Here is a 17835-nt window from a genome sequence, read left to right as displayed (position 1 = left end):
CGATATCTTAGATATGCGCTTATTTGGGGAGAGCCTTGATTATACTGGTTTATATGGCGCACCCGGAAGGATTTATTGCGTAAGAATAAATTGCCGCATTAAATTTGCATAATCCAAAGATTCAAGGGAAGGATAGATTCGTCACTCACTTTGTTCGCTCCTCACCGCTTCTGAGTGTCTTGGCAACATTTCGGAGTGATTCTTATTTTGTGATTTTTATTTGAAAATGGCGCGCCCGGAAGGATTCGAACCTCCGACCCCCTGGTTCGTAGCCTTCTGCTGTTTAATAAAACCTTTAATAATCAAATCCTTGTGATGCATCACAAGTATAAAAGAACTGCATAAAACTGCTTAAAACAGCATAGTACTGTCACAGTTATGCCACAATTTATGACACAGTAATAAGGAGTATTTTATAAATTTATATTCACAATTTAACTTCAAATTTTGAAGACTTGGAATTTTTGATTAGTTCTTTTTGCCCTGTTGAGCAGACCACTTTATTGCTGGATGACTTTTAATATTTTCAATCAATGCGAGATCGTTTGAAATTAGTTCTGGTTTAATCAATCCATTATCTAATAATTGATGTAAAAAAGATGCTCATTATCTTTGAGGGGTAGAAAGTGTTGAAAGGCTTTCTGGCATTCTTGAACTAAGTTTTTTTCTAAGTGTTCCATTTTAAAGCCCGTGCTAGCTGCTTCTTGTTGTAATCTTTCTCTAGAAATCTTCATTAGGTTCTTCCCAAGAGCGCTCAAGAATATAATTTGGAACAATAAGGTTCCACCTCGGTAACCATTTTCCAGATTCTCGTTTGCCTCTTTTTAGGTAATGGATACTACTTGGTGTTTTTGACTCGTCGGGATCCAATTGTAACGCGGCTTCATCCAGGTGGCGCTCCAATTTCTATAAACTTAGCACCGGGCACATGATACAGCAGAAAACCCTTATCAGTACTGACTTAAAGAAAATTAGAAACTAGCTACGAGGTGTCTCGATGAGGACAGGAGGGGTGCTAACATCATGCGGTTATCCAAAGTCCAATTTTATCAACTATACTGATAAACAAATAACAGCAAAAGAAACGGACAGTAAATCCATCCTATTCTTACTTGTGGGGGTTCATGTTTGACTTTATACAAAAATCAATGACGCTTTACCAACAAATTGAAGACCTTAATAATGACTTAGAGAAGCAAAAGAAGTATAAGGAAACTCTAGCAGAACTTGAACTTATGGGAGCAGTGTGGGCAAATCGATTTTTAAGTTCAAAAATGGGGGGAATATACCATGTTTTCCTATCAGCTATGGGGAACAATGAAAATTATCGGGAATGGTTAAACAAATGGGTGCAACCACTAGAGCGAGAAAGAGAATTCTTTACGCTAAACACAGAGTTTGTCCACTCTTTGGATGAAAATTACTTAAAACTAGTAAACACCGAAATAGTTCGATCTCCGGATGGAAAGCACTTAGCATGGACAGGAGTGAATATTTCAAAAATCATAGAAGATGGTAAAATAATGATTCCTACAAGAGGAGCAGATATCAGAGAATTTACATGTCTTTTTAATTTAAACGACCCTGAAGCTCTAGCACAAAATATCTATGGAATATGTAAAGAGTACTTGGATAGAGTTCATCCTGAGTATGAGTTTGTAACATTTGATGTCACATCTAGTCTCGATGACCTTTTGGAAAACCCAATTGATTTTATTACAAAAGATATTTTAGATGAATTTCTATTGAAGAAATTTCATAGCTCTGACACTTTAGTTCTAAATAATACTTTTCAAACATTATGTAGTGAAGTTAATTTTCTTCGAATGTTAATAAATCTAAACAAAGAAAAGTGGCCATTATCAGAAAATAATCAACAATACTTAACTTATCTACAACAACTTGGGGCCCTTTATATGACTGGAAAAAGCTTACTTGAGGATAATAATAATAATAAATTAGCTTTTCAAAGTACACGAATGGTATACGAAGCGCTTAAAAATGCGAAGGAAAACCCTGAAAATGATGAAGATCCGTATGAGAAGGTAACAGAACAGTTTTACCTTGGTTACTCTAAGGAGGAGATGATAAAACTTGAAGCTGAATGCAATAATAGACTGGCAAAAATTTCAAGCTTGAATAATCTCGAAATAATACTGGAGCAACTTAATTCGAGTGTACTCAAATCTGTGTTGGATTTAGGCAAAATGATGCATCAAGGACTTGCACCAGTCCTGCAACTCGAAGATGGCTGGAAGATAAGAGAGTTAATCAATGATTGCGATCGTCAAGAACTCATAAAGTCTATTAATATTGCTTTGGGGTATGATAACGAGGGGCAATACTTATTCAGGAAGATCTTACTTGATATTTGCAATCCTGAAAATGCCGAATGCAAACTAATAGAAATCATTGCGAATACGGTACAATTAGAAATAAAAGAGTTGACACCTTCTCAAGAGAATGTTGAAAGCTTACGCCGTTGTTGAATAAATAAATAGATACTATTGAGTTATTTTACAAGAAGATAGATAAAATTGATTCCTTCAGCTAGCATACGCCTCCTTTTTCCTTCTGTTTTCCTTATTCATGCCATCTATTTATTCAACAACTACTAAAGACACCACCATGAAAAAAAGAATTCTCTGACCAAAGAGGATAAAAAGAAAAATCGTGAACTATCTAGCGAGCGTGTTTTGAACGAGAAGGTGATTGGCATGGTTAAGTGTTTCGGATGCCTTATATTTTTCCTGCGGAAAAACACCCGGCCTTTAAGGTTAAGGCTATCTGGGACTACAGGCCTCGGTATTCGACCCTTCTTGGCCTGACGTGACCACGTCACTTTTACTTGACCACGTCAGAATTCACATAGCATACCCTCTAAGCAATTACTACATTTTCATCGTGGATGAAACATCCTCTATGCGTTTACTCACCTCGTCAATAAATAAATTATGTAAATCCTCAAGATCGTGCTCCTCGTTTTTCATAAAAGCAATGATTTTTCCCTCGAGATCTTCTATATCATGATTAGTTTTGTTCATTACAATGCTGTTAAAAAAAACAAGAAGATTAGGCTTAATCTTTTCAAGATAATTCCGATAGAGCTCTTCATCTTGTTTCAACACTTGAATACAATCAATGAACTCATTGAGACATTCTTTACTCACATTCAATGTCGGATATTCAAAATACAAGAGAAAACAATTACAAGCATAGATCAACCCATCTGGATAACGGTTATTTAAAATAGTATTAATTGGTATAATAACCGTATCTTCATAATCCTGTTCTGCAAATGGATCATGTCCTGCTTCTATTAAAATACGAAGCAATTCTAGGTTTTTAAGTGGAATGTTCTTAATGAAGTCCTTATCATCGAAATAAAGATTAATATCTGCCCCCCGTTCGAGTAACAATTTCACAGCCTTGGTATTATTTAAAGTAATGGCATAATATAGTGGGGTTTTACCATCGCTAACTTTTTTATTTATATCTTCATCTGGTAAGTTTGAAATATAGTCCATGTATTTTTCATTTATTTCATCCGATTCCGCTCTAATGAACTCTTTTAGAGAAAGCAAATCTTTTAATATACGTGCATGATTTCGATAATATTCTGGTTCCTCGATATTCCTATCACGCAACAAAGTTTCATTAAAATTATTAAGTGATACTATAGTTGAGTCTAAACCTGTTAAAATATAGTCCTTAGCAGAAGCAACAATCATACGATTATTTTCGCATATATCATTTAATTTCTGAATTTCGTCACTAAGTTCACGGTAGATATAACTTAAGTCAAGATCTGGATTATCTATAGCGCGTTGTATGATTTCATTAAATTTATTGAGCTTATCTGCAAAATATCTCTTAACTCTAGGTTCATAATCTTTGGAGGTATCAGAAAACAATATTTCATTTTCAAAGAATGAACCATCTATCTTAATTTGATTTTCATATGAATATCCCTGAACCCCTTCTTCTAGAGCATTAGCAAAAAAGATATTATTTAGCTTAGTAGTAAGAACTGAAGAACCTAATCTTATAGAGTTCATATTATCAATTCTAGATTTGGCTTGTTTTTTTAACAAGTCATCATAGCCATCTAATGATGCTAAACCTTCAATACATATTCCAACCAATTCGGCTGCACGAAAACTATCATTTAATCCGTGTCCAAGAGGGTATAATGGCGTAAAAAACGAATCCCCAATTAACACAAAATGATGTTCGTTAAGACTTATATGAGCTTTATTACATAGTTGGCTGTCACCTTTAAAGGTTGTTATTTTGAGTTTATCTTTGTTGGGATTAGACTTACTTTTTGTAAATGTAATGTTTATTTCATCTTCACCTATTTTCAACTTAGTAGCCACATCAGATTTCACTTTTTCAATGACTGTAGCCTCTTTGACATCATTTAAATTTTTTCTAGCAACTACCAGATGAATTTTTTGCTCCGTTAATAATGCAATGTGTTGTTTTGCAGCTTCTTTAATATCTTTTTGCAATTTCTTACTTTCTTCATCTAAATCATTACTCTTAAGTTTCTTATCTATCTCAGATATAGATTCGAATAAAGCCTCTATTTCTGAATCTATCATTTTTAGATTATCGTCTATCTGTTTAAGCTCATCATCAATAGCTTTAATAGTATGATATAAGTTACTTCCTATTTCACCAATATATCCAAAATTTACATACCTTTCATTGCTCTTATACAAAGAGTTTTTATCAAACCGTAAAAAGTATAATAAATCAGTTTTTTTAGTATTGAATAAATTAAAATGGCCGCGTTTTTTATACGCTGCTAGAAATTCTTTTTCTGGAAGAGTTTCTCTTAAACTACCACCATTATTCATAGATAATCTAACAAAGGTACCCATATGGTATGTATCATTCATGAAAGATAGTTTTTTAGGTGTTTTCCTGATTACTTGCTGTTCTCTATTAAGGTTGCTATTGACTAAATCTAGTGTCTCAGCTCTTGCACCATCTGCAGCTATCAAATATTCGAATGTTACATCTGAGTACTCATCTTCATGCAAATCATGAAGTGTAATAGTTCCAGATTCCAATTGACATACAACAGGAAAAGTTTGATACCGGTAATCAATGTGAAGAAAAGTATATGTATCTGTTAGATCATCGATACGCCTTTTGATAAACCTTTGTATACTACTTATCTTCATTTCCGGAGCAATAGAAATGTTGTTTAAAAACTTAATATCACCATCATCAAGATCAGCGACAAACATATTTAAGAGATTTTTTTTTGCATCATTATCTAAAACGATATACTGAGGCCGTAAAGCTAAATCTTTTTCCGCTCTTTTTTCAATCATCAAAATATTGCAAGAACGTGGCGAGTGTTGTTGAACATCCCAAAGTGCATGATAAGCTGCCATTAGCCCAGATGGCCCCATACCAACAATAACTACCTTATATTCTGGTTGAGGTTTATTTTCTTCACCTAAATATTCAATCTTATCACTTCTCATACTTACACCCAGGAAATTTTAGTGAAATTTATATACACTAAGTATAGTATGCTGGGTTTAAGATGGTGTCCGGAAAGGGTAATAGCTCCCACATCGCCATTTTGTGTCTAAATTAAAATCATCTTATGTCGAACGATTTGATATTAAAATATGCTTTGTGACTTTAAAGATTTAGATGAGTCCGAGGATCTGGAATGTGATTGATGAAGCGTTTAACAAGGCAAGCTGCATCAATCGATCTTATGATTTAAGTTCAATCAAGACCAGTACGGCTGATGAACTATTTCATCGCAGCAAACCAAATTTAGCTGGAGTGGACGTAGGTTCTCGATACTGTGCGTTTCTTGCCAAAGCAGAACATCGCGATCATGAAACTTGGGCATTCACCTGCTTGATTTGCAAAAACTAGGATATGCCCGTATACAACTTCATTGCCTTAATCATACATACTTGGGTAGGACCGCGCTCGCCTAGTGTTCAATAAAATTCGGTGTTTTTGAACCATGACGCAATTTCAACTTAATTGATAGAATTAGTATTATTTGGGTTTTAAGCAAAATGGCGACGTTTCGTGAATAGCGGGGGGATCCTCTGTCTTCTTTGTATAGAATTCTTTATGAGTTTCATAAAATTTTTTTGCAGATTTCTGCTCTTTTTGATGCATCTTGCGAAAATCTGTGTCAATTTCCTTTATTTCTTTGTTGTGAGTATTATACTGCTGTAACCATTTAAGCATGGTATTCCTCCGGTGAATGAAAAATACAATCAAATCAGAATATGGTCAGAAATTAATTTTTGACTAATTTATTTCTGACCATCATACTGAATTGATTAATTAGTTACAAGCTAATCTTTAAAACTACAATCATAGTGTTGGTCAAGTTCATTGTTTTCCTCACATTCACGTAATAGAAACCGATCTCGTGTTGATTTCTGCTCGAAAAATCTGACTCCAAAGGAGGAGTCAGTGCATTGATTTGAAATATGTTTCGGGTAACCAAAAGCAAAATCTTTGCTAGCCAAGATAATATTAGCCGGATCTTTCTCACTTTTTGTTAGTTCAAGAAGGTTTTCAAAATTGCTCTTAATATCATCCAACTTGGATTCTAATTTATCGTGTTTGTCATAATCGCCTTTTAAAATCGACGGGATATATTTCTGCAGTGTGCTTAAATAAATTGTATCCTCTCCAGCGCGCTCAAAAACTTGATTAAACCGATCTAATACCTCATCTCGTGTTTTTCTATCACGAATTTTAACGATTATTTGTTGCACTTCTTCTTTATTTATTTTCGCGTCATAAAAATAAGAAGCTTTTTGCTTATTGATTTCCTTAACAACTGCTTCTGTGCTGTTGATGGTTGCTCTTATCTGCTTTACTTCTTTCATGGTTTTGTAATAGTCATTTTTTAAACTCTCTAAATCTTCTTTACGATTTGCTGCTATTTTTTCTGCTAAATAAGTAAGTAATGACATTACCGCCATGACAATTATAGCCATAAGAATAAAATTGAAAGAACGGTTAGCACGGTCTTCAGTTTCATTTTGGGTATTGTTTTCCCAGCCATAGTATATATTATCGAGCATCACAAGTAATGTGCATATTTTAAGCGACGCGGCATGTACGGATTTATCTACAAAACCATGCCTAAGATTTCCTTTTTGCCCAACCAACAAACCCGGTAATAAGTCCAACACTTTCCTGGAAAAATTATTTTGAAAAATATCAAGCTTTTCTTGTTGATTAATTTGTGATTTGCTCAGAAATTGCTCTTTAATTTCCTCTAGTTTTATTTTATTTACCATGTAATTGATACTATTTTCAATCGAACTGCGAGTTACCCAACCCTTGCTATTCAGATTAAGCGGTAAATTGGGTTCATTTATTATTCGTTCAAATATTTCTTTTTCTTTAGTTTCTGAAGTAACTCCAAGAGCATCCAAAACATTATTTATAATCAATCCCAACGCTAAGTCTAACCTTGAATTAAATTGGTTTTTGTTGTATTCATTTATCCGGGATTGTTCGTTATAACGAAAATTATGAAACATTTCATAATTCAATTTTGTTACAATTTCTTTAGATTGCTCATGTGTATGATTATGGTCATGTTCGCGGTTATAATTATGATTTTGAGTATGATGTTTGCGATGACCTTTCCGGTGTATTTTATTCGGGTTCTTAGAACGGGTAAGAATTATTCTTGAATGCATGGCCGCCTCCTATTCAATATGTATGTTTAATAATCATTTTAAGGCATGGTTATTAAGTGAATATTATTCACATTGGCTAAAATGCGACATATCAATTTTTATATATAGCACGCATTTTTGTATGGAATCGCTGCATTAAATACAACCAGTTTGGTTATTATATGCAATTATATCTCGAGACGTTCAAGAGCCATGCATGCCTTTTTAGGTGAATATATTAAGTGAATAGTTGCGGCTTTATTTTTAAGGTTTGTTTTAAATTTGTAATATTGAACGCTATTAGCGATTAGTAAATAAATTATAACTACTCTGCCACCAGATATAAAATAGTCATTGTTGCTTATTCTAAAATGGTTATAACAGCGATTTTCCTGGTTCTTGCATGGGGGCTAATGGCTCTTATTTTGAATGATTTTTTATTGTGCATACTAGTGACAAGCTACTGCTTACTAAAAATAAACCAGCAGAAATTTTAAATGGTAAACTCAACTCAATGCTCATCAGTGGGGCTACAAATAATCCAACACATAAAACACTAAGAGCCATAAATGTTGAAGCAAAACCTATTATCAAACCCCGGTGCTCTGAAGTCACTTGTGATTCTAATAAGGCAATACCCGCAGGCATAGAAAAAACCTGGCCAATTGCGAATAAGGTCAGTGAAATGTAGACAGTGTGCTCACGCTTCACGATGAGTATAATATGCTCGCAACGAATAGTGTAAGATGAGAAAGGATAAGTACTTGTGATGGCACCTTAAGAGCGATAATTTTGGTGATGACAACAAATATACTTAATAAAACATATATCATACCCATAGAAGATACAATAGTACCTATTTTAACAAGGTCTATTGATTTTTGTTGTATCATAAAAACTGTTAATAAATGAGTAAAAATTTCGGTGCCAAAGATATACAGACACCAGATGAGTAGTGGCAACCAAATTTTCATCATCGATTTGGGCTTCTTACTTGATTTGATATCTTGATGTTTGTTGGCTGTCATGGGAATAGCTACTTTGACAATCACAACCATGAGACACAGATAAGAAATGAGCAAGATGAAATACGGTAAGCCTCTTAGTACTTGATGTATGAAGGAAAATTCATAGGTCATTGCACCTAAAAGTGGTCCAATCAGCCAACCAATGCCAGCGCCAATATCCAACGTTGCCAGGTTGAAAATCTTTTTTGATTGCTCGCCTATCGAACAGATAATCGCTTTACTCACAACAGCTGTTGACTCACCTAACCCAGTCAAGAATAAGCCAAAGAAAAAAAATATTGATCCTGCGTATCGCGTAGATGATGAGGAGATTCGCCAAGATAACGCCAATAACAGTCAATTGAAGCACTTTTTTAGGGGCATAAGCATCATATTGGCGATCAACTAGCATAGAAAAGATAAGGCTGCCTAGAGGGTAACTGGCAATAGCGTATCCAATAGCTGTGCTGTTTCCTTGCCAAAGAGAATGATTACCCATGAAAAAAAGGAATAATCGTGATCGATAGAGAACGAGACATATTATTTAATAACAATACTAATCCGAGGTATACTTTTAAACTCACGATGATTCTTTAATTAATCATTATTTCTATTTTTAAGCAACCAAAAGATTCTTTAATGACGGTGCTATTTAATTAAACATAGGATAAACCATTAGGTATTTAGCCTATTAACGATAACATAAAATTAAAACAACTAATCGATTAAGACAGTCACGATGCTGCCAAAAAACCGATCCACCTAATTTTAAATATATAATAAAAGATATCATAGTTTAATTCTATTATATACTTCATAATATGTAGATTAACTATATACGCCATGAATAAGTTTGACTTCAATCATCCAATTATCCACTCTGGAGCACTCGACGAGTTCTGCCAACCATTTTTTGAGCTGTCGAAGATAAAAACTTTTGGTTTCATAGAAATCTATGAGAGCGGGAAATTTATCCAATTAGAAAGTAATTCAAAAATTTATAGCGATTTATTAGCTTCAACATTCTTGCATGATTTGCCACTAGCAATACTTAACTATTCCCCAAGGCCAGGTTTTTATTTGAACGAGTACTCTAATGTACAAAGCGAAATAATTACCAGGTTAAAGAAAAAATATCATCTTGCCAATGGTATCGGTTATATTGATTTGGTTGAAGATAAGACGGCTAATACATATAAAATATGTCATTATTATTTCTCAAGTCATGAAGACAATCGTGAAATTGTGGGTTTTTATCTCAATGAACAAGCAAAATTGTTAGATTTTTGCAACCATTTTTATCAACGCTTTCAGCCCTTAATTGGATCCCTGAAGAAATTTGACATCGGTTCTGAGTTTAAAGAATTATTTAACATTAAATTTCATGAGTTCATCAATAAAAATTTGCAGCAACAAAATGACTGTAGAGTAAATAGTGATGACAATTCCTATGTATTTGATTACGATAGTATTCCATTCAACATAAAAAACATTCCGAAATTAGGTACCCGGGAGAAAGATGTCATCTATCTTTGGTATAATGGATTTTCTGTCAATAAAATTGCCGAAATTCTAGAAGTATCAAGTCGAACCATTCAAAGAACTTTTCACATAATCATGAACAAACTAAATTGCACATCAAAAATTGAAATCATCAATAAATTATGGGGTCCCTCAAAGGGGCATCGTTAATTTAATCCCATAGTACGGCGTTGTTGCATAAATAAAATTTTGGACGATGACAGATTCAGGCTCTACCCCAAATAAGGTGGCATTTTAATCAAGTTAGTCTAGACTAACTCTTTGATTTGACGGTCAAAAGGAAGATTAAAATGCCTAAGAAAGATTGTATCCTAAATTTGCCAGGATATTCTATTAAAAAAGTAAGTGGAGAGAACCCCGTATATATTGAGGCAAGCTATCGTTGGGTAGTTCGTTGTATTCATTGTAATAAGAAGTTACGTAAAAAAGACAGTTTCATAAGGGCGAATACGCCATGAATCGATTGGATTACGTCACAGTTATTTGTGTATCAAAGCCCATAAGTATTATTGTCCTGCATGTGGTCGCTATTTTAATCAGCGTTTTCCCGGGATAGGTAAATATCAAAGAGCCAGCGAGAGTTTGCGTAAACAGGTATTTCACTACCACAGCAAAGGAGTCAGTCAAAAAGACTTGGCGCGTAATTTAAAGCTGGGTAAATCGACTGTAGAACTCAGAAAAGGATTTAGAAAGCTATCTTAATACCCTGGAAGGAAAAGAAAGGTACAGGTAGTCTGCATTGATTTAAGTTCCAGTTACCGCAAGTTAATCAGGCGTTACTTTCTAGCTTGCAAGCGTTTTTGCAGCTTCATTCATGATGGGTATATCAAAGAGGTATCTTGGCAGCATTGAGAACTAACCCCAATAATCTCACTATAAAGCGACTAAATAGACGAAGCGTTATTTGCAACAACAGCCTGTCATTGCTGCTATCTATTACTTTAAACAGCGATTACATCGATTACTCATGCGAAAACATCGTACCGCAAAGCAGTGTACGCGTTTAATACCTCTCTTTTTTAAACTGGTCTTGGCAACATTTCGGAGTGATTCTTATTTTGTGATTTTTATTTGAAAATGGCGCGCCCGGAAGGATTCGAACCTCCGACTCCCTGGTTCGTAGCCTTCTACTTGACATTTAAAATCTATAATAATCAATACCTTGCGATGCATCAAAATCGTAAAAAACTACCAAAAACTGCCAAGAACTGTCTAGTACAGTCACAGTTATGCCACAATTTATGACACAGTATTCTTATTTGTAAAATAAAATTTTATTGACTAGATAAATCTAGGCTTATGGATTTCATATAATTTTTTACAAAAAAGGTCTATTTTGGGGAACGTACTTATAGCCTCAGATATTTTTTCATACCATTAACGCAATTTAGTCAGAAAGTTAATTATTAAGCCAGGGTTTAACTTTAAATTACTATATGCATTATTTGACATAGATAACGTACCTTAATCTATGGGGTGCTAAGAATGAAAAATTGACAGAATGAGATGGATAAGATTTATCATCCAACAGAAACAGTTAACGTGCTTACTCTTCATGTTGTAACCTAGGTAGAATAGAATTTGGGATTACAACCATAATCCCAACAAATGAATGCACGATTCAACGATGCCTTATGGATTAAGTTTCGAAGATGGAACTTCATCTATATCATTAAAGGGTAAGTTAGTCATTGCCTCTTCTCGAGTTAGACCATTAGCGATCCTTCTAGCTTGATCTCTAGTTAAAAGCTGTAGATTATTAACGACTTCATCAATTGGAACTCCACGAACTTGCTGGTCTTGTATTAGGGCTATTAGAGCATCCATATGGTCATCAGTAAAAAATTTAGACTTTTGTTTTTCATACATACCTACCCAGTTAACCAATTGTTTAGCCAGCATATTGGCTTGTTCAAGTGTCATAAAGTGATTGGTGAATAAATAATTTAAGCCGAGTACCTCATAACTTACCAAACTAAAAGAATATTTTGATGCTATTTCTTTAATTTCTTTTTTGATTTCTCGATCAAAAGGTTTTTCATAATTAAAAAGTCCCCATCTAATACTGGGCAATGATTTTCTAGGATATTTTCTGTACATGATGTTTGTTTATTTTTAAGCAGTATATATATAATAAGGTCTAATGAGAAATTATACAAATTACTTATACTCAAGTTGCACATTACAACTTGCTTCCGAGAGTAATTTAAATCGTAGGATCTATTGGCTTAGCAATGACATAGATTAAAAACGATAATATTAAAAATATGTAGCATTAATGCGAAAAGAACTGCTAAACCTATTCTCAGGCTTATCGGTGTGAAATTTACATCTTGAGATTCGACTTTATAATATGAATTTATGAAGAATAGAACAGGTAGGAGTAACGTGAATTTTCCGCTGAGCATTAATAATGAAGCTTTTCTCAATTTACCTATTGATTTTATGTGGTTAGTGAGGCTTTATTGGTGTGGTTAGAACAAGAAAAAGATAAACCTCAAAACTAGAGTTGTTCAATGCTATTATTACTAATGCACCCAATTGCACATAAAAAAATTAGGGCATTAAGTAAAATATTAGGAGTATTCAGTAAATAGAGTTATAGCAAGTTCTATTTAATGATATATGGCACTCTATAAAAGAGACGGTATCTGGTGGACCGATATTTACCACCAAGGAAAACGTATACGCAAAAGCACTGGGACTGAAGTAAGACAAGACGCTCAACGCGTACACGACCAACTTAAACTTGATTTATGGAATGAGAAAACACAAAAGTCCTTAAAAAATCATGGATGGATGCAGTTGTTCGATGGCTAGATGAATCTTCTCATAAACGAAGTTTAGATATGGATAAAATGCACATATTGTGGCTTGATCCTTATCTAAGAAAGTTTATGTTAGTTGATTTGGATAGAGATGTAATTGAATCCATTGCACAAAAAAAGGAAAAAACGGGTGTAGCTTCTTCTACTGTAAATCGAATGCTGGAAGTAATTCGGGCAATTTTAAATCGAGCTCATAAACAATGGGGTTGGTTAGAATCTGTGCCAGTTATTCGGATGAGAAAAGAAGAGAATAGAAGAATACGGTGGTTAACTAAGGAACAGGCTGAACGTTTATTAAAGGAATTGCCTGAACATTTAAAATATATGGCAGCCTTTACTTTATGTACTGGTCTACGTGAATCGAATATTACTCAGTTAAAATGGAGTGAAATTTATTTGGATAGAGGACATGCTCTTATTCATCCTGATGAATCTAAAACTAAAAAAGCAATTCCTGTTCCTTTGAATAAACAAGCTATTTCACTTATTCAATCCCAAAAGGGGAAACATCCCTTGTATGTATTTACATACAAGGGTAAGCCTGTAACTCGATGTAATAATCATGCATGGAGGAAGGCTCTACAAAGAGCGAATATTGATGATTTTCGATGGCATGATTTAAGACATACATGGGCTAGTTGGCATGTGCAAAATGGAACAGCCTTACACGAGTTACAAGAACTTGGAGGATGGTCTAACTATGAAACGGTATTACGTTACGCTCACCTTTCAAGTGAACATTTAAAAATAGCTGCAGAACGAGTTTATGACACGTTTTTGCCACAGTAGATGGTTTTTTATGACACAATTAAAGGCTAGGTCATTGATTTTACTACGTTAAAATGGCGCGCCCGGAAGGATTCGAACCTCCGACCCCCTGGTTCGTAGCCAGATACTCTATCCAACTGAGCTACGGGCGCGTTGACTGGCGGAGAGAGAGGGATTCGAACCCTCGATGGGATTTCTCCCATACTCCCTTAGCAGGGGAGCGCCTTCGACCACTCGGCCATCTCTCCAATCAATGGTTGCGCAGTATAACAGGTATTTTGATGCCGTCAATATACAGTATCTACAAATTAAAGCTGGATGATTGGAATAAAAATTTTAAAATAATCAATATGCTCTATACTTGCTCAAGTAAGGATAAATTACTTTGTAAATCTTATAGTATTCATTTTTTTCAAGAAGTTAGTTCAATATTTTTTATATAATGCTTTATAAAAATTTCCAAATTTTCATGATTACTGCTACTCTTTATCATTCATAAATCAGAGCTAAGAGGTTTGGCGTTAGGTTAAAGGATTTGGGTTCTCTCAAAGAGAGCAGTCTTCTCAATTTGTTACAGAATAATTGAGAGTAATCTATTCTTTTTAACGAAAGATCGTTGCAGTGATGTAACCGCAATTTAAAATAAGGAGGATCGATGAAACAGAAGTCGAATTTACATGGCCGAGATGTGTATATTGTTGATGGAAATCGAACACCATTTCTCAAGGCCAAGGGAATAGGTCCTTTTTCTGGATCTGATTTAGCGGTAGCTGCAGGGATGGTATTATTAAATCGGCAACCTTTTGCTCCAACAGAGTTGGATGAAGTAATTATTGGTTGTGCAATGCCTAGCCCAGATGAGGCAAATATTGCTCGGGTAGTTTCTTTACGCCTGGGATGCGGTGAGAAAGTACCTGCATTTACAGTGATGAGAAATTGTGCTTCCGGGATGCAAGCATTGGACAATGCAGCCATCCAAATTGCAAGTGGTCGCAGTGATTTGGTTCTTGCAGGGGGTACGGATGCTATGAGCCATGCTCCATTATTATTCAACCAAAAAATGGCATCCTGGTTAGCCAGCTGGTATGCTGCTAAAAGTATGAGCCAAAGATTAGGATTAATTACAAAATTTAGACCGGGTTATCTTGCTCCTGTTATTGCTTTGCTACGCGGTCTTTCTGATCCTATTGTCGGTATGAACATGGGACAAACAGCCGAAAAAGTTGCTTACCGTTTTAATATTACTCGTGAACAAATGGATGAATTTGCCAATCAAAGCCATTTAAGACTGGCAAAGGCTTATAACGAAAGTAGAATGACGGAAGTATCACCGATTATTGACTCCAAAGGACATATTTATTCACAAGATGATGGATTACGAGCAGATACAACCGTAGAAAAATTAGCTAAATTAAAGCCTTTTTTTGATAAAAAATACGGTATGGTAACCCCAGGTAATAGTTCGCAAATCACTGATGGGGCTTGTTTGTTATTATTGGCTAGTGCTGATGCAGTAAAAAAACATGGGTTGCAGGTTATAGGAAAAATAGTGGATTCACAATGGGCTGCACTTGATCCGTCGCAAATGGGACTTGGCCCCGTGCATGCAGCAACTCCTATCCTACAAAGACAAAAGTTAAAGCCTGAAGACATGGATTGTTGGGAAATTAATGAAGCGTTTGCAGCTCAAGTTTTGGGTTGCGTTGCTGCTTGGAGTGATGAGAATTACTGCCGCACCCAGTTAGGCCTGGAAAAGGCGTGGAGAGGCCCTTCATTCGAGAAGCTTAATCGCGATGGTGGTGCAATTGCAGCAGGACATCCTATAGGTGCAAGTGGTGCACGTATCGTATTACACGTTTTAAAATCATTGGAACAAAGAAATGAATCTCGAGGTATGGCTTCTATCTGTATTGGTGGAGGACAGGGCGGGGCTATGTATCTTGAACGAGTGACTGAGGTGAAAGGACATGAATAATTACAAACATTGGGACTTGAAACGCGATAGTGACAATATTCTGTGGTTAGGCTTGGATAGAAAAGATACATCTGTAAATAGTATTAATGAAGAAATATTAGATGAACTCAATAGCCTTCTGCATGAAATTTCACAGGATAAAAATGCTATAGGCTTAATTGTTCATTCATCCAAAGAAAAAGGATTTATCGCCGGAGCAGATGTAAATGCTTTTTCAAAATTTGAGACTCCAGCCCAAGCAGTAGATTTCTTACGCAAAGGACAAGCTGTATTTGCTCGATTACAGGCGCTGACAATTCCTAGCGTTGCTATGATTGATGGTTTTTGCATGGGGGGCGGCTACGAATTAGCTTTGGCTTGTACTTACCGAGTTGCTAGTGATGAAAAAGATACTCGAATCGGTTTGCCTGAAGTGATGTTAGGTATACATCCAGGTTGGGGTGGTTCTGTACGTTTACCGCAATTGATCGGCGGCTTTAATGCTTTATCTCAAATCATCTTAACTGGGAATGCTGTACATGCTGCAAAAGCTAAGAGTTTAGGTATGGTTGATGAGATGGTACCTGTACGTCAGTTAAAGCGTGCAGCAGTTTATTTCATTAAAAATAAACCACCAAAGCATGAGCCTTCATTCATACAAGGACTTACTAATAATGCTTGGCTGAGAAAACCTATTGCCGCTTTAATGCGTCGTAATATTGCTAAACGGGTGCGAAGAGAGCATTATCCTGCACCTTATGCCATTGTTGATTTATGGGAGAAAGAAGGTGGTATAGGAGATAGGGCTTATTTGAAAGAAATAGACTCAGTAGAGCGTTTAGTATCTACTGGAATTACTTCAAAAAATTTAATCCGTGCTTTTACCTTGCGTGAACGTTTAAAAGGCTTTGCAAAAGGCAGTAATTTTAAAGCAAATCATGTACACGTTATAGGTGCTGGTGTCATGGGAGGAGATATTGCTGCATGGTGTGCTCTACGAGGTCTGCGAGTCACATTACAAGATCAATCTTATACTCAAATTGCTCCGGCAATTGGTCGTGCACACGTATTATACAAGAAAAAATTACGTAAAGCTCGTCTTATACAAGCTGCGATGGATAATTTAATTCCTGATCCTGAAGGACATGGTATTGCCCGCGCTGATGTAATTATTGAAGCGGTATTTGAAAATCTTGCAGTAAAGCAAGAAATTATGAGAAAAGTTGAAAAACTTGCTAAAAAAGACGCTATCATTGCTACAAATACTTCCAGTATTCCATTGGATGAAATGAGTAGTGTCATGGTTAATCCTAATCGTCTAGTGGGAATTCATTTCTTCAATCCAGTTGCTAAGATGGATCTGGTCGAAGTAGTGAGCAGTACACAAACCTCCAAGAAAGTTGAACTTAATTCGTGCGCTTTTGTCAATCAAATTGGCAAACTGCCATTACCGGTTAAGTCCAGCCCAGGATTTTTAGTGAATCGGGTATTGATGCCTTATCTCATGGAATGTGTTCAATTACTGGATGAAGGATATAGTGCTGAAACTATTGATGAAGCAGCTTTGTCTTTTGGTATGTTCATGGGGCCGGTAGAACTTGCAGATACAGTGGGATTGGATGTCGGTTTGGCTGTTGCTGAAAATTTAACAGGCCATTTTGGCGGAACTGTACCACAAAGGCTGCGTGATATGGTTAAAGAAGGAAAACTTGGTCGGAAAACAGGTCAAGGGCTTTATCAGTACAAAAATGGTAAACCAATTAAAAAACAACCTAGTACACCAATTCCACCTCATATTGCAGATCGATTAATCTTAAGAATGGTTAATGAATCAGCAGCTTGTTTGCGTGAAGGGGTTGTTGCTGATGCAGACTTGCTTGATGCAGGTATGATTTTCGGTACAGGATTTGCTCCGTTCCGCGGCGGTCCAATGAACTATGCTAAGGATTTTGGAACAAATAATTTGGAAAATTTATTTAAGACCCTAGAGTCCAAGTATGGCGAACGTTTTAAAGTGGATGAAAGCTTTTAATTTGCTT

General features: G+C 35.5%; 12 protein-coding genes, 2 tRNA genes and 3 pseudogenes. 9 read left to right on the top strand and 8 right to left on the bottom strand.

Features of this window, described 5'->3' with window-relative positions:
• Positions 1-1124: 1124 nt before the first annotated feature.
• Both Ltuc_RS06310 and Ltuc_RS15865 read left to right on the top strand, forming a co-directional pair.
• On the top strand, positions 1125-2489 hold the full coding sequence (locus Ltuc_RS06310) for a hypothetical protein (RefSeq protein WP_058520446.1): 1365 nt from the start codon (positions 1125-1127) through the stop codon (positions 2487-2489).
• Positions 2490-2633: 144 nt separating this feature from the next.
• Positions 2634-2733: pseudogene (locus Ltuc_RS15865) on the top strand (IS5/IS1182 family transposase); the annotation flags it as partial.
• 158 nt (positions 2734-2891) lie between these two features.
• On the opposite strand, the gene Ltuc_RS06305 reads toward Ltuc_RS15865, so the two are convergent.
• Positions 2892-5504 (bottom strand): ankyrin repeat domain-containing protein, encoded by a 2613-nt coding sequence (locus Ltuc_RS06305; RefSeq protein WP_058520445.1) that lies wholly within the window; start codon positions 5502-5504, stop codon positions 2892-2894.
• A gap of 175 nt (positions 5505-5679) precedes the next feature.
• Between Ltuc_RS06305 and Ltuc_RS06300 the strand changes: the two genes are divergently transcribed.
• Complete coding sequence (locus Ltuc_RS06300) at positions 5680-5913, top strand: hypothetical protein (protein WP_133138271.1); 234 nt, start codon at positions 5680-5682, stop codon at positions 5911-5913.
• 129 nt (positions 5914-6042) lie between these two features.
• Here Ltuc_RS06300 and Ltuc_RS15585 read toward each other — a convergent pair whose 3' ends face one another.
• Together Ltuc_RS15585 and Ltuc_RS06290 are read right to left on the bottom strand one after the other, a co-directional pair.
• Positions 6043-6240: a hypothetical protein gene (locus tag Ltuc_RS15585; RefSeq protein WP_058520443.1), complete on the bottom strand. Its 198-nt coding sequence runs from the start codon at positions 6238-6240 to the stop codon at positions 6043-6045.
• A 110-nt stretch (positions 6241-6350) separates the two neighbouring features.
• Positions 6351-7718, bottom strand: a complete 1368-nt coding sequence (locus tag Ltuc_RS06290; protein ID WP_058520442.1) for a hypothetical protein — start codon at positions 7716-7718, stop codon at positions 6351-6353.
• Between the two features lie 421 nt (positions 7719-8139).
• On the opposite strand from Ltuc_RS06290, the gene Ltuc_RS06285 reads away from it, so the two are divergent.
• Entirely contained in the window at positions 8140-8388 is a 249-nt protein-coding gene (locus tag Ltuc_RS06285; protein WP_058520441.1) for a hypothetical protein, read from the top strand.
• A 16-nt stretch (positions 8389-8404) separates the two neighbouring features.
• On the opposite strand, the gene Ltuc_RS06280 is transcribed toward Ltuc_RS06285, so the two are convergent.
• Both Ltuc_RS06280 and Ltuc_RS15300 read right to left on the bottom strand, forming a co-directional pair.
• Positions 8405-8980 (bottom strand): MFS transporter, encoded by a 576-nt coding sequence (locus tag Ltuc_RS06280; RefSeq protein ID WP_058520440.1) that lies wholly within the window; start codon positions 8978-8980, stop codon positions 8405-8407.
• Positions 8964-9203: a hypothetical protein gene (locus Ltuc_RS15300; RefSeq protein ID WP_133138270.1), complete on the bottom strand. Its 240-nt coding sequence runs from the start codon at positions 9201-9203 to the stop codon at positions 8964-8966. The genes Ltuc_RS06280 and Ltuc_RS15300 overlap by 17 nt, the downstream gene beginning before the upstream one ends.
• 344 nt (positions 9204-9547) lie before the next feature.
• Here Ltuc_RS15300 and Ltuc_RS06275 point away from each other — a divergent pair, with 344 nt between their 5' ends.
• Positions 9548-10396, top strand: coding sequence for a LuxR C-terminal-related transcriptional regulator (locus Ltuc_RS06275; protein ID WP_058520439.1), 849 nt, complete (start codon positions 9548-9550; stop codon positions 10394-10396).
• Between the two features lie 140 nt (positions 10397-10536).
• Positions 10537-11276 (top strand): annotated as a pseudogene (locus tag Ltuc_RS14960) (transposase); the annotation flags it as partial.
• 602 nt (positions 11277-11878) lie between these two features.
• Here Ltuc_RS14960 and Ltuc_RS06270 read toward each other — a convergent pair.
• On the bottom strand, positions 11879-12346 hold the full coding sequence (locus Ltuc_RS06270) for a hypothetical protein (protein ID WP_058520438.1): 468 nt from the start codon (positions 12344-12346) through the stop codon (positions 11879-11881).
• A 525-nt stretch (positions 12347-12871) separates the two neighbouring features.
• Here Ltuc_RS06270 and Ltuc_RS06265 point away from each other — a divergent pair.
• Positions 12872-13863 (top strand): annotated as a pseudogene (locus tag Ltuc_RS06265) (tyrosine-type recombinase/integrase).
• Between the two features lie 54 nt (positions 13864-13917).
• Here Ltuc_RS06265 and Ltuc_RS06260 read toward each other — a convergent pair.
• Positions 13918-13994 (bottom strand) — tRNA-Arg (locus Ltuc_RS06260).
• 6 nt (positions 13995-14000) lie between these two features.
• Positions 14001-14090 (bottom strand) — tRNA-Ser (locus Ltuc_RS06255).
• Positions 14091-14497: 407 nt separating this feature from the next.
• Between Ltuc_RS06255 and Ltuc_RS06250 the strand changes: the two genes are divergently transcribed.
• The gene (locus tag Ltuc_RS06250) at positions 14498-15817 is read left to right on the top strand and encodes an acetyl-CoA C-acetyltransferase (RefSeq protein ID WP_058520437.1); all 1320 of its coding nucleotides are present in this window, start codon (positions 14498-14500) and stop codon (positions 15815-15817) included.
• Positions 15810-17828: a 3-hydroxyacyl-CoA dehydrogenase NAD-binding domain-containing protein gene (locus tag Ltuc_RS06245; RefSeq protein WP_058520436.1), complete on the top strand. Its 2019-nt coding sequence runs from the start codon at positions 15810-15812 to the stop codon at positions 17826-17828. Before Ltuc_RS06250 ends, Ltuc_RS06245 begins: the two co-directional genes overlap by 8 nt.
• Positions 17829-17835: the final 7 nt, after the last annotated feature.

The sequence above is a fragment of the Legionella tucsonensis genome (genome assembly GCF_001468035.1).
Taxonomy (GTDB): domain Bacteria; phylum Pseudomonadota; class Gammaproteobacteria; order Legionellales; family Legionellaceae; genus Legionella; species Legionella tucsonensis.
This window is presented reverse-complemented; position numbering and strand designations above follow the sequence as displayed.

Excerpts from the sequence above, each read along its gene's own strand:
- Ltuc_RS06310 (WP_058520446.1), top strand. The coding sequence starts at position 1,125 with ATGTTTGACTTTATACAAAAATCAATGACGCTTTACCAACAAATTGAA.
- Ltuc_RS06305 (WP_058520445.1), bottom strand. The coding sequence starts at position 5,504 with ATGAGAAGTGATAAGATTGAATATTTAGGTGAAGAAAATAAACCTCAA.
- Ltuc_RS06300 (WP_133138271.1), top strand. The coding sequence starts at position 5,680 with ATGAGTCCGAGGATCTGGAATGTGATTGATGAAGCGTTTAACAAGGCA.
- Ltuc_RS15585 (WP_058520443.1), bottom strand. The coding sequence starts at position 6,240 with ATGCTTAAATGGTTACAGCAGTATAATACTCACAACAAAGAAATAAAG.
- Ltuc_RS06290 (WP_058520442.1), bottom strand. The coding sequence starts at position 7,718 with ATGCATTCAAGAATAATTCTTACCCGTTCTAAGAACCCGAATAAAATA.
- Ltuc_RS15300 (WP_133138270.1), bottom strand. The coding sequence starts at position 9,203 with ATGGGTAATCATTCTCTTTGGCAAGGAAACAGCACAGCTATTGGATAC.
- Ltuc_RS06275 (WP_058520439.1), top strand. The coding sequence starts at position 9,548 with ATGAATAAGTTTGACTTCAATCATCCAATTATCCACTCTGGAGCACTC.
- Ltuc_RS06270 (WP_058520438.1), bottom strand. The coding sequence starts at position 12,346 with ATGTACAGAAAATATCCTAGAAAATCATTGCCCAGTATTAGATGGGGA.
- Ltuc_RS06250 (WP_058520437.1), top strand. The coding sequence starts at position 14,498 with ATGAAACAGAAGTCGAATTTACATGGCCGAGATGTGTATATTGTTGAT.
- Ltuc_RS06245 (WP_058520436.1), top strand. The coding sequence starts at position 15,810 with ATGAATAATTACAAACATTGGGACTTGAAACGCGATAGTGACAATATT.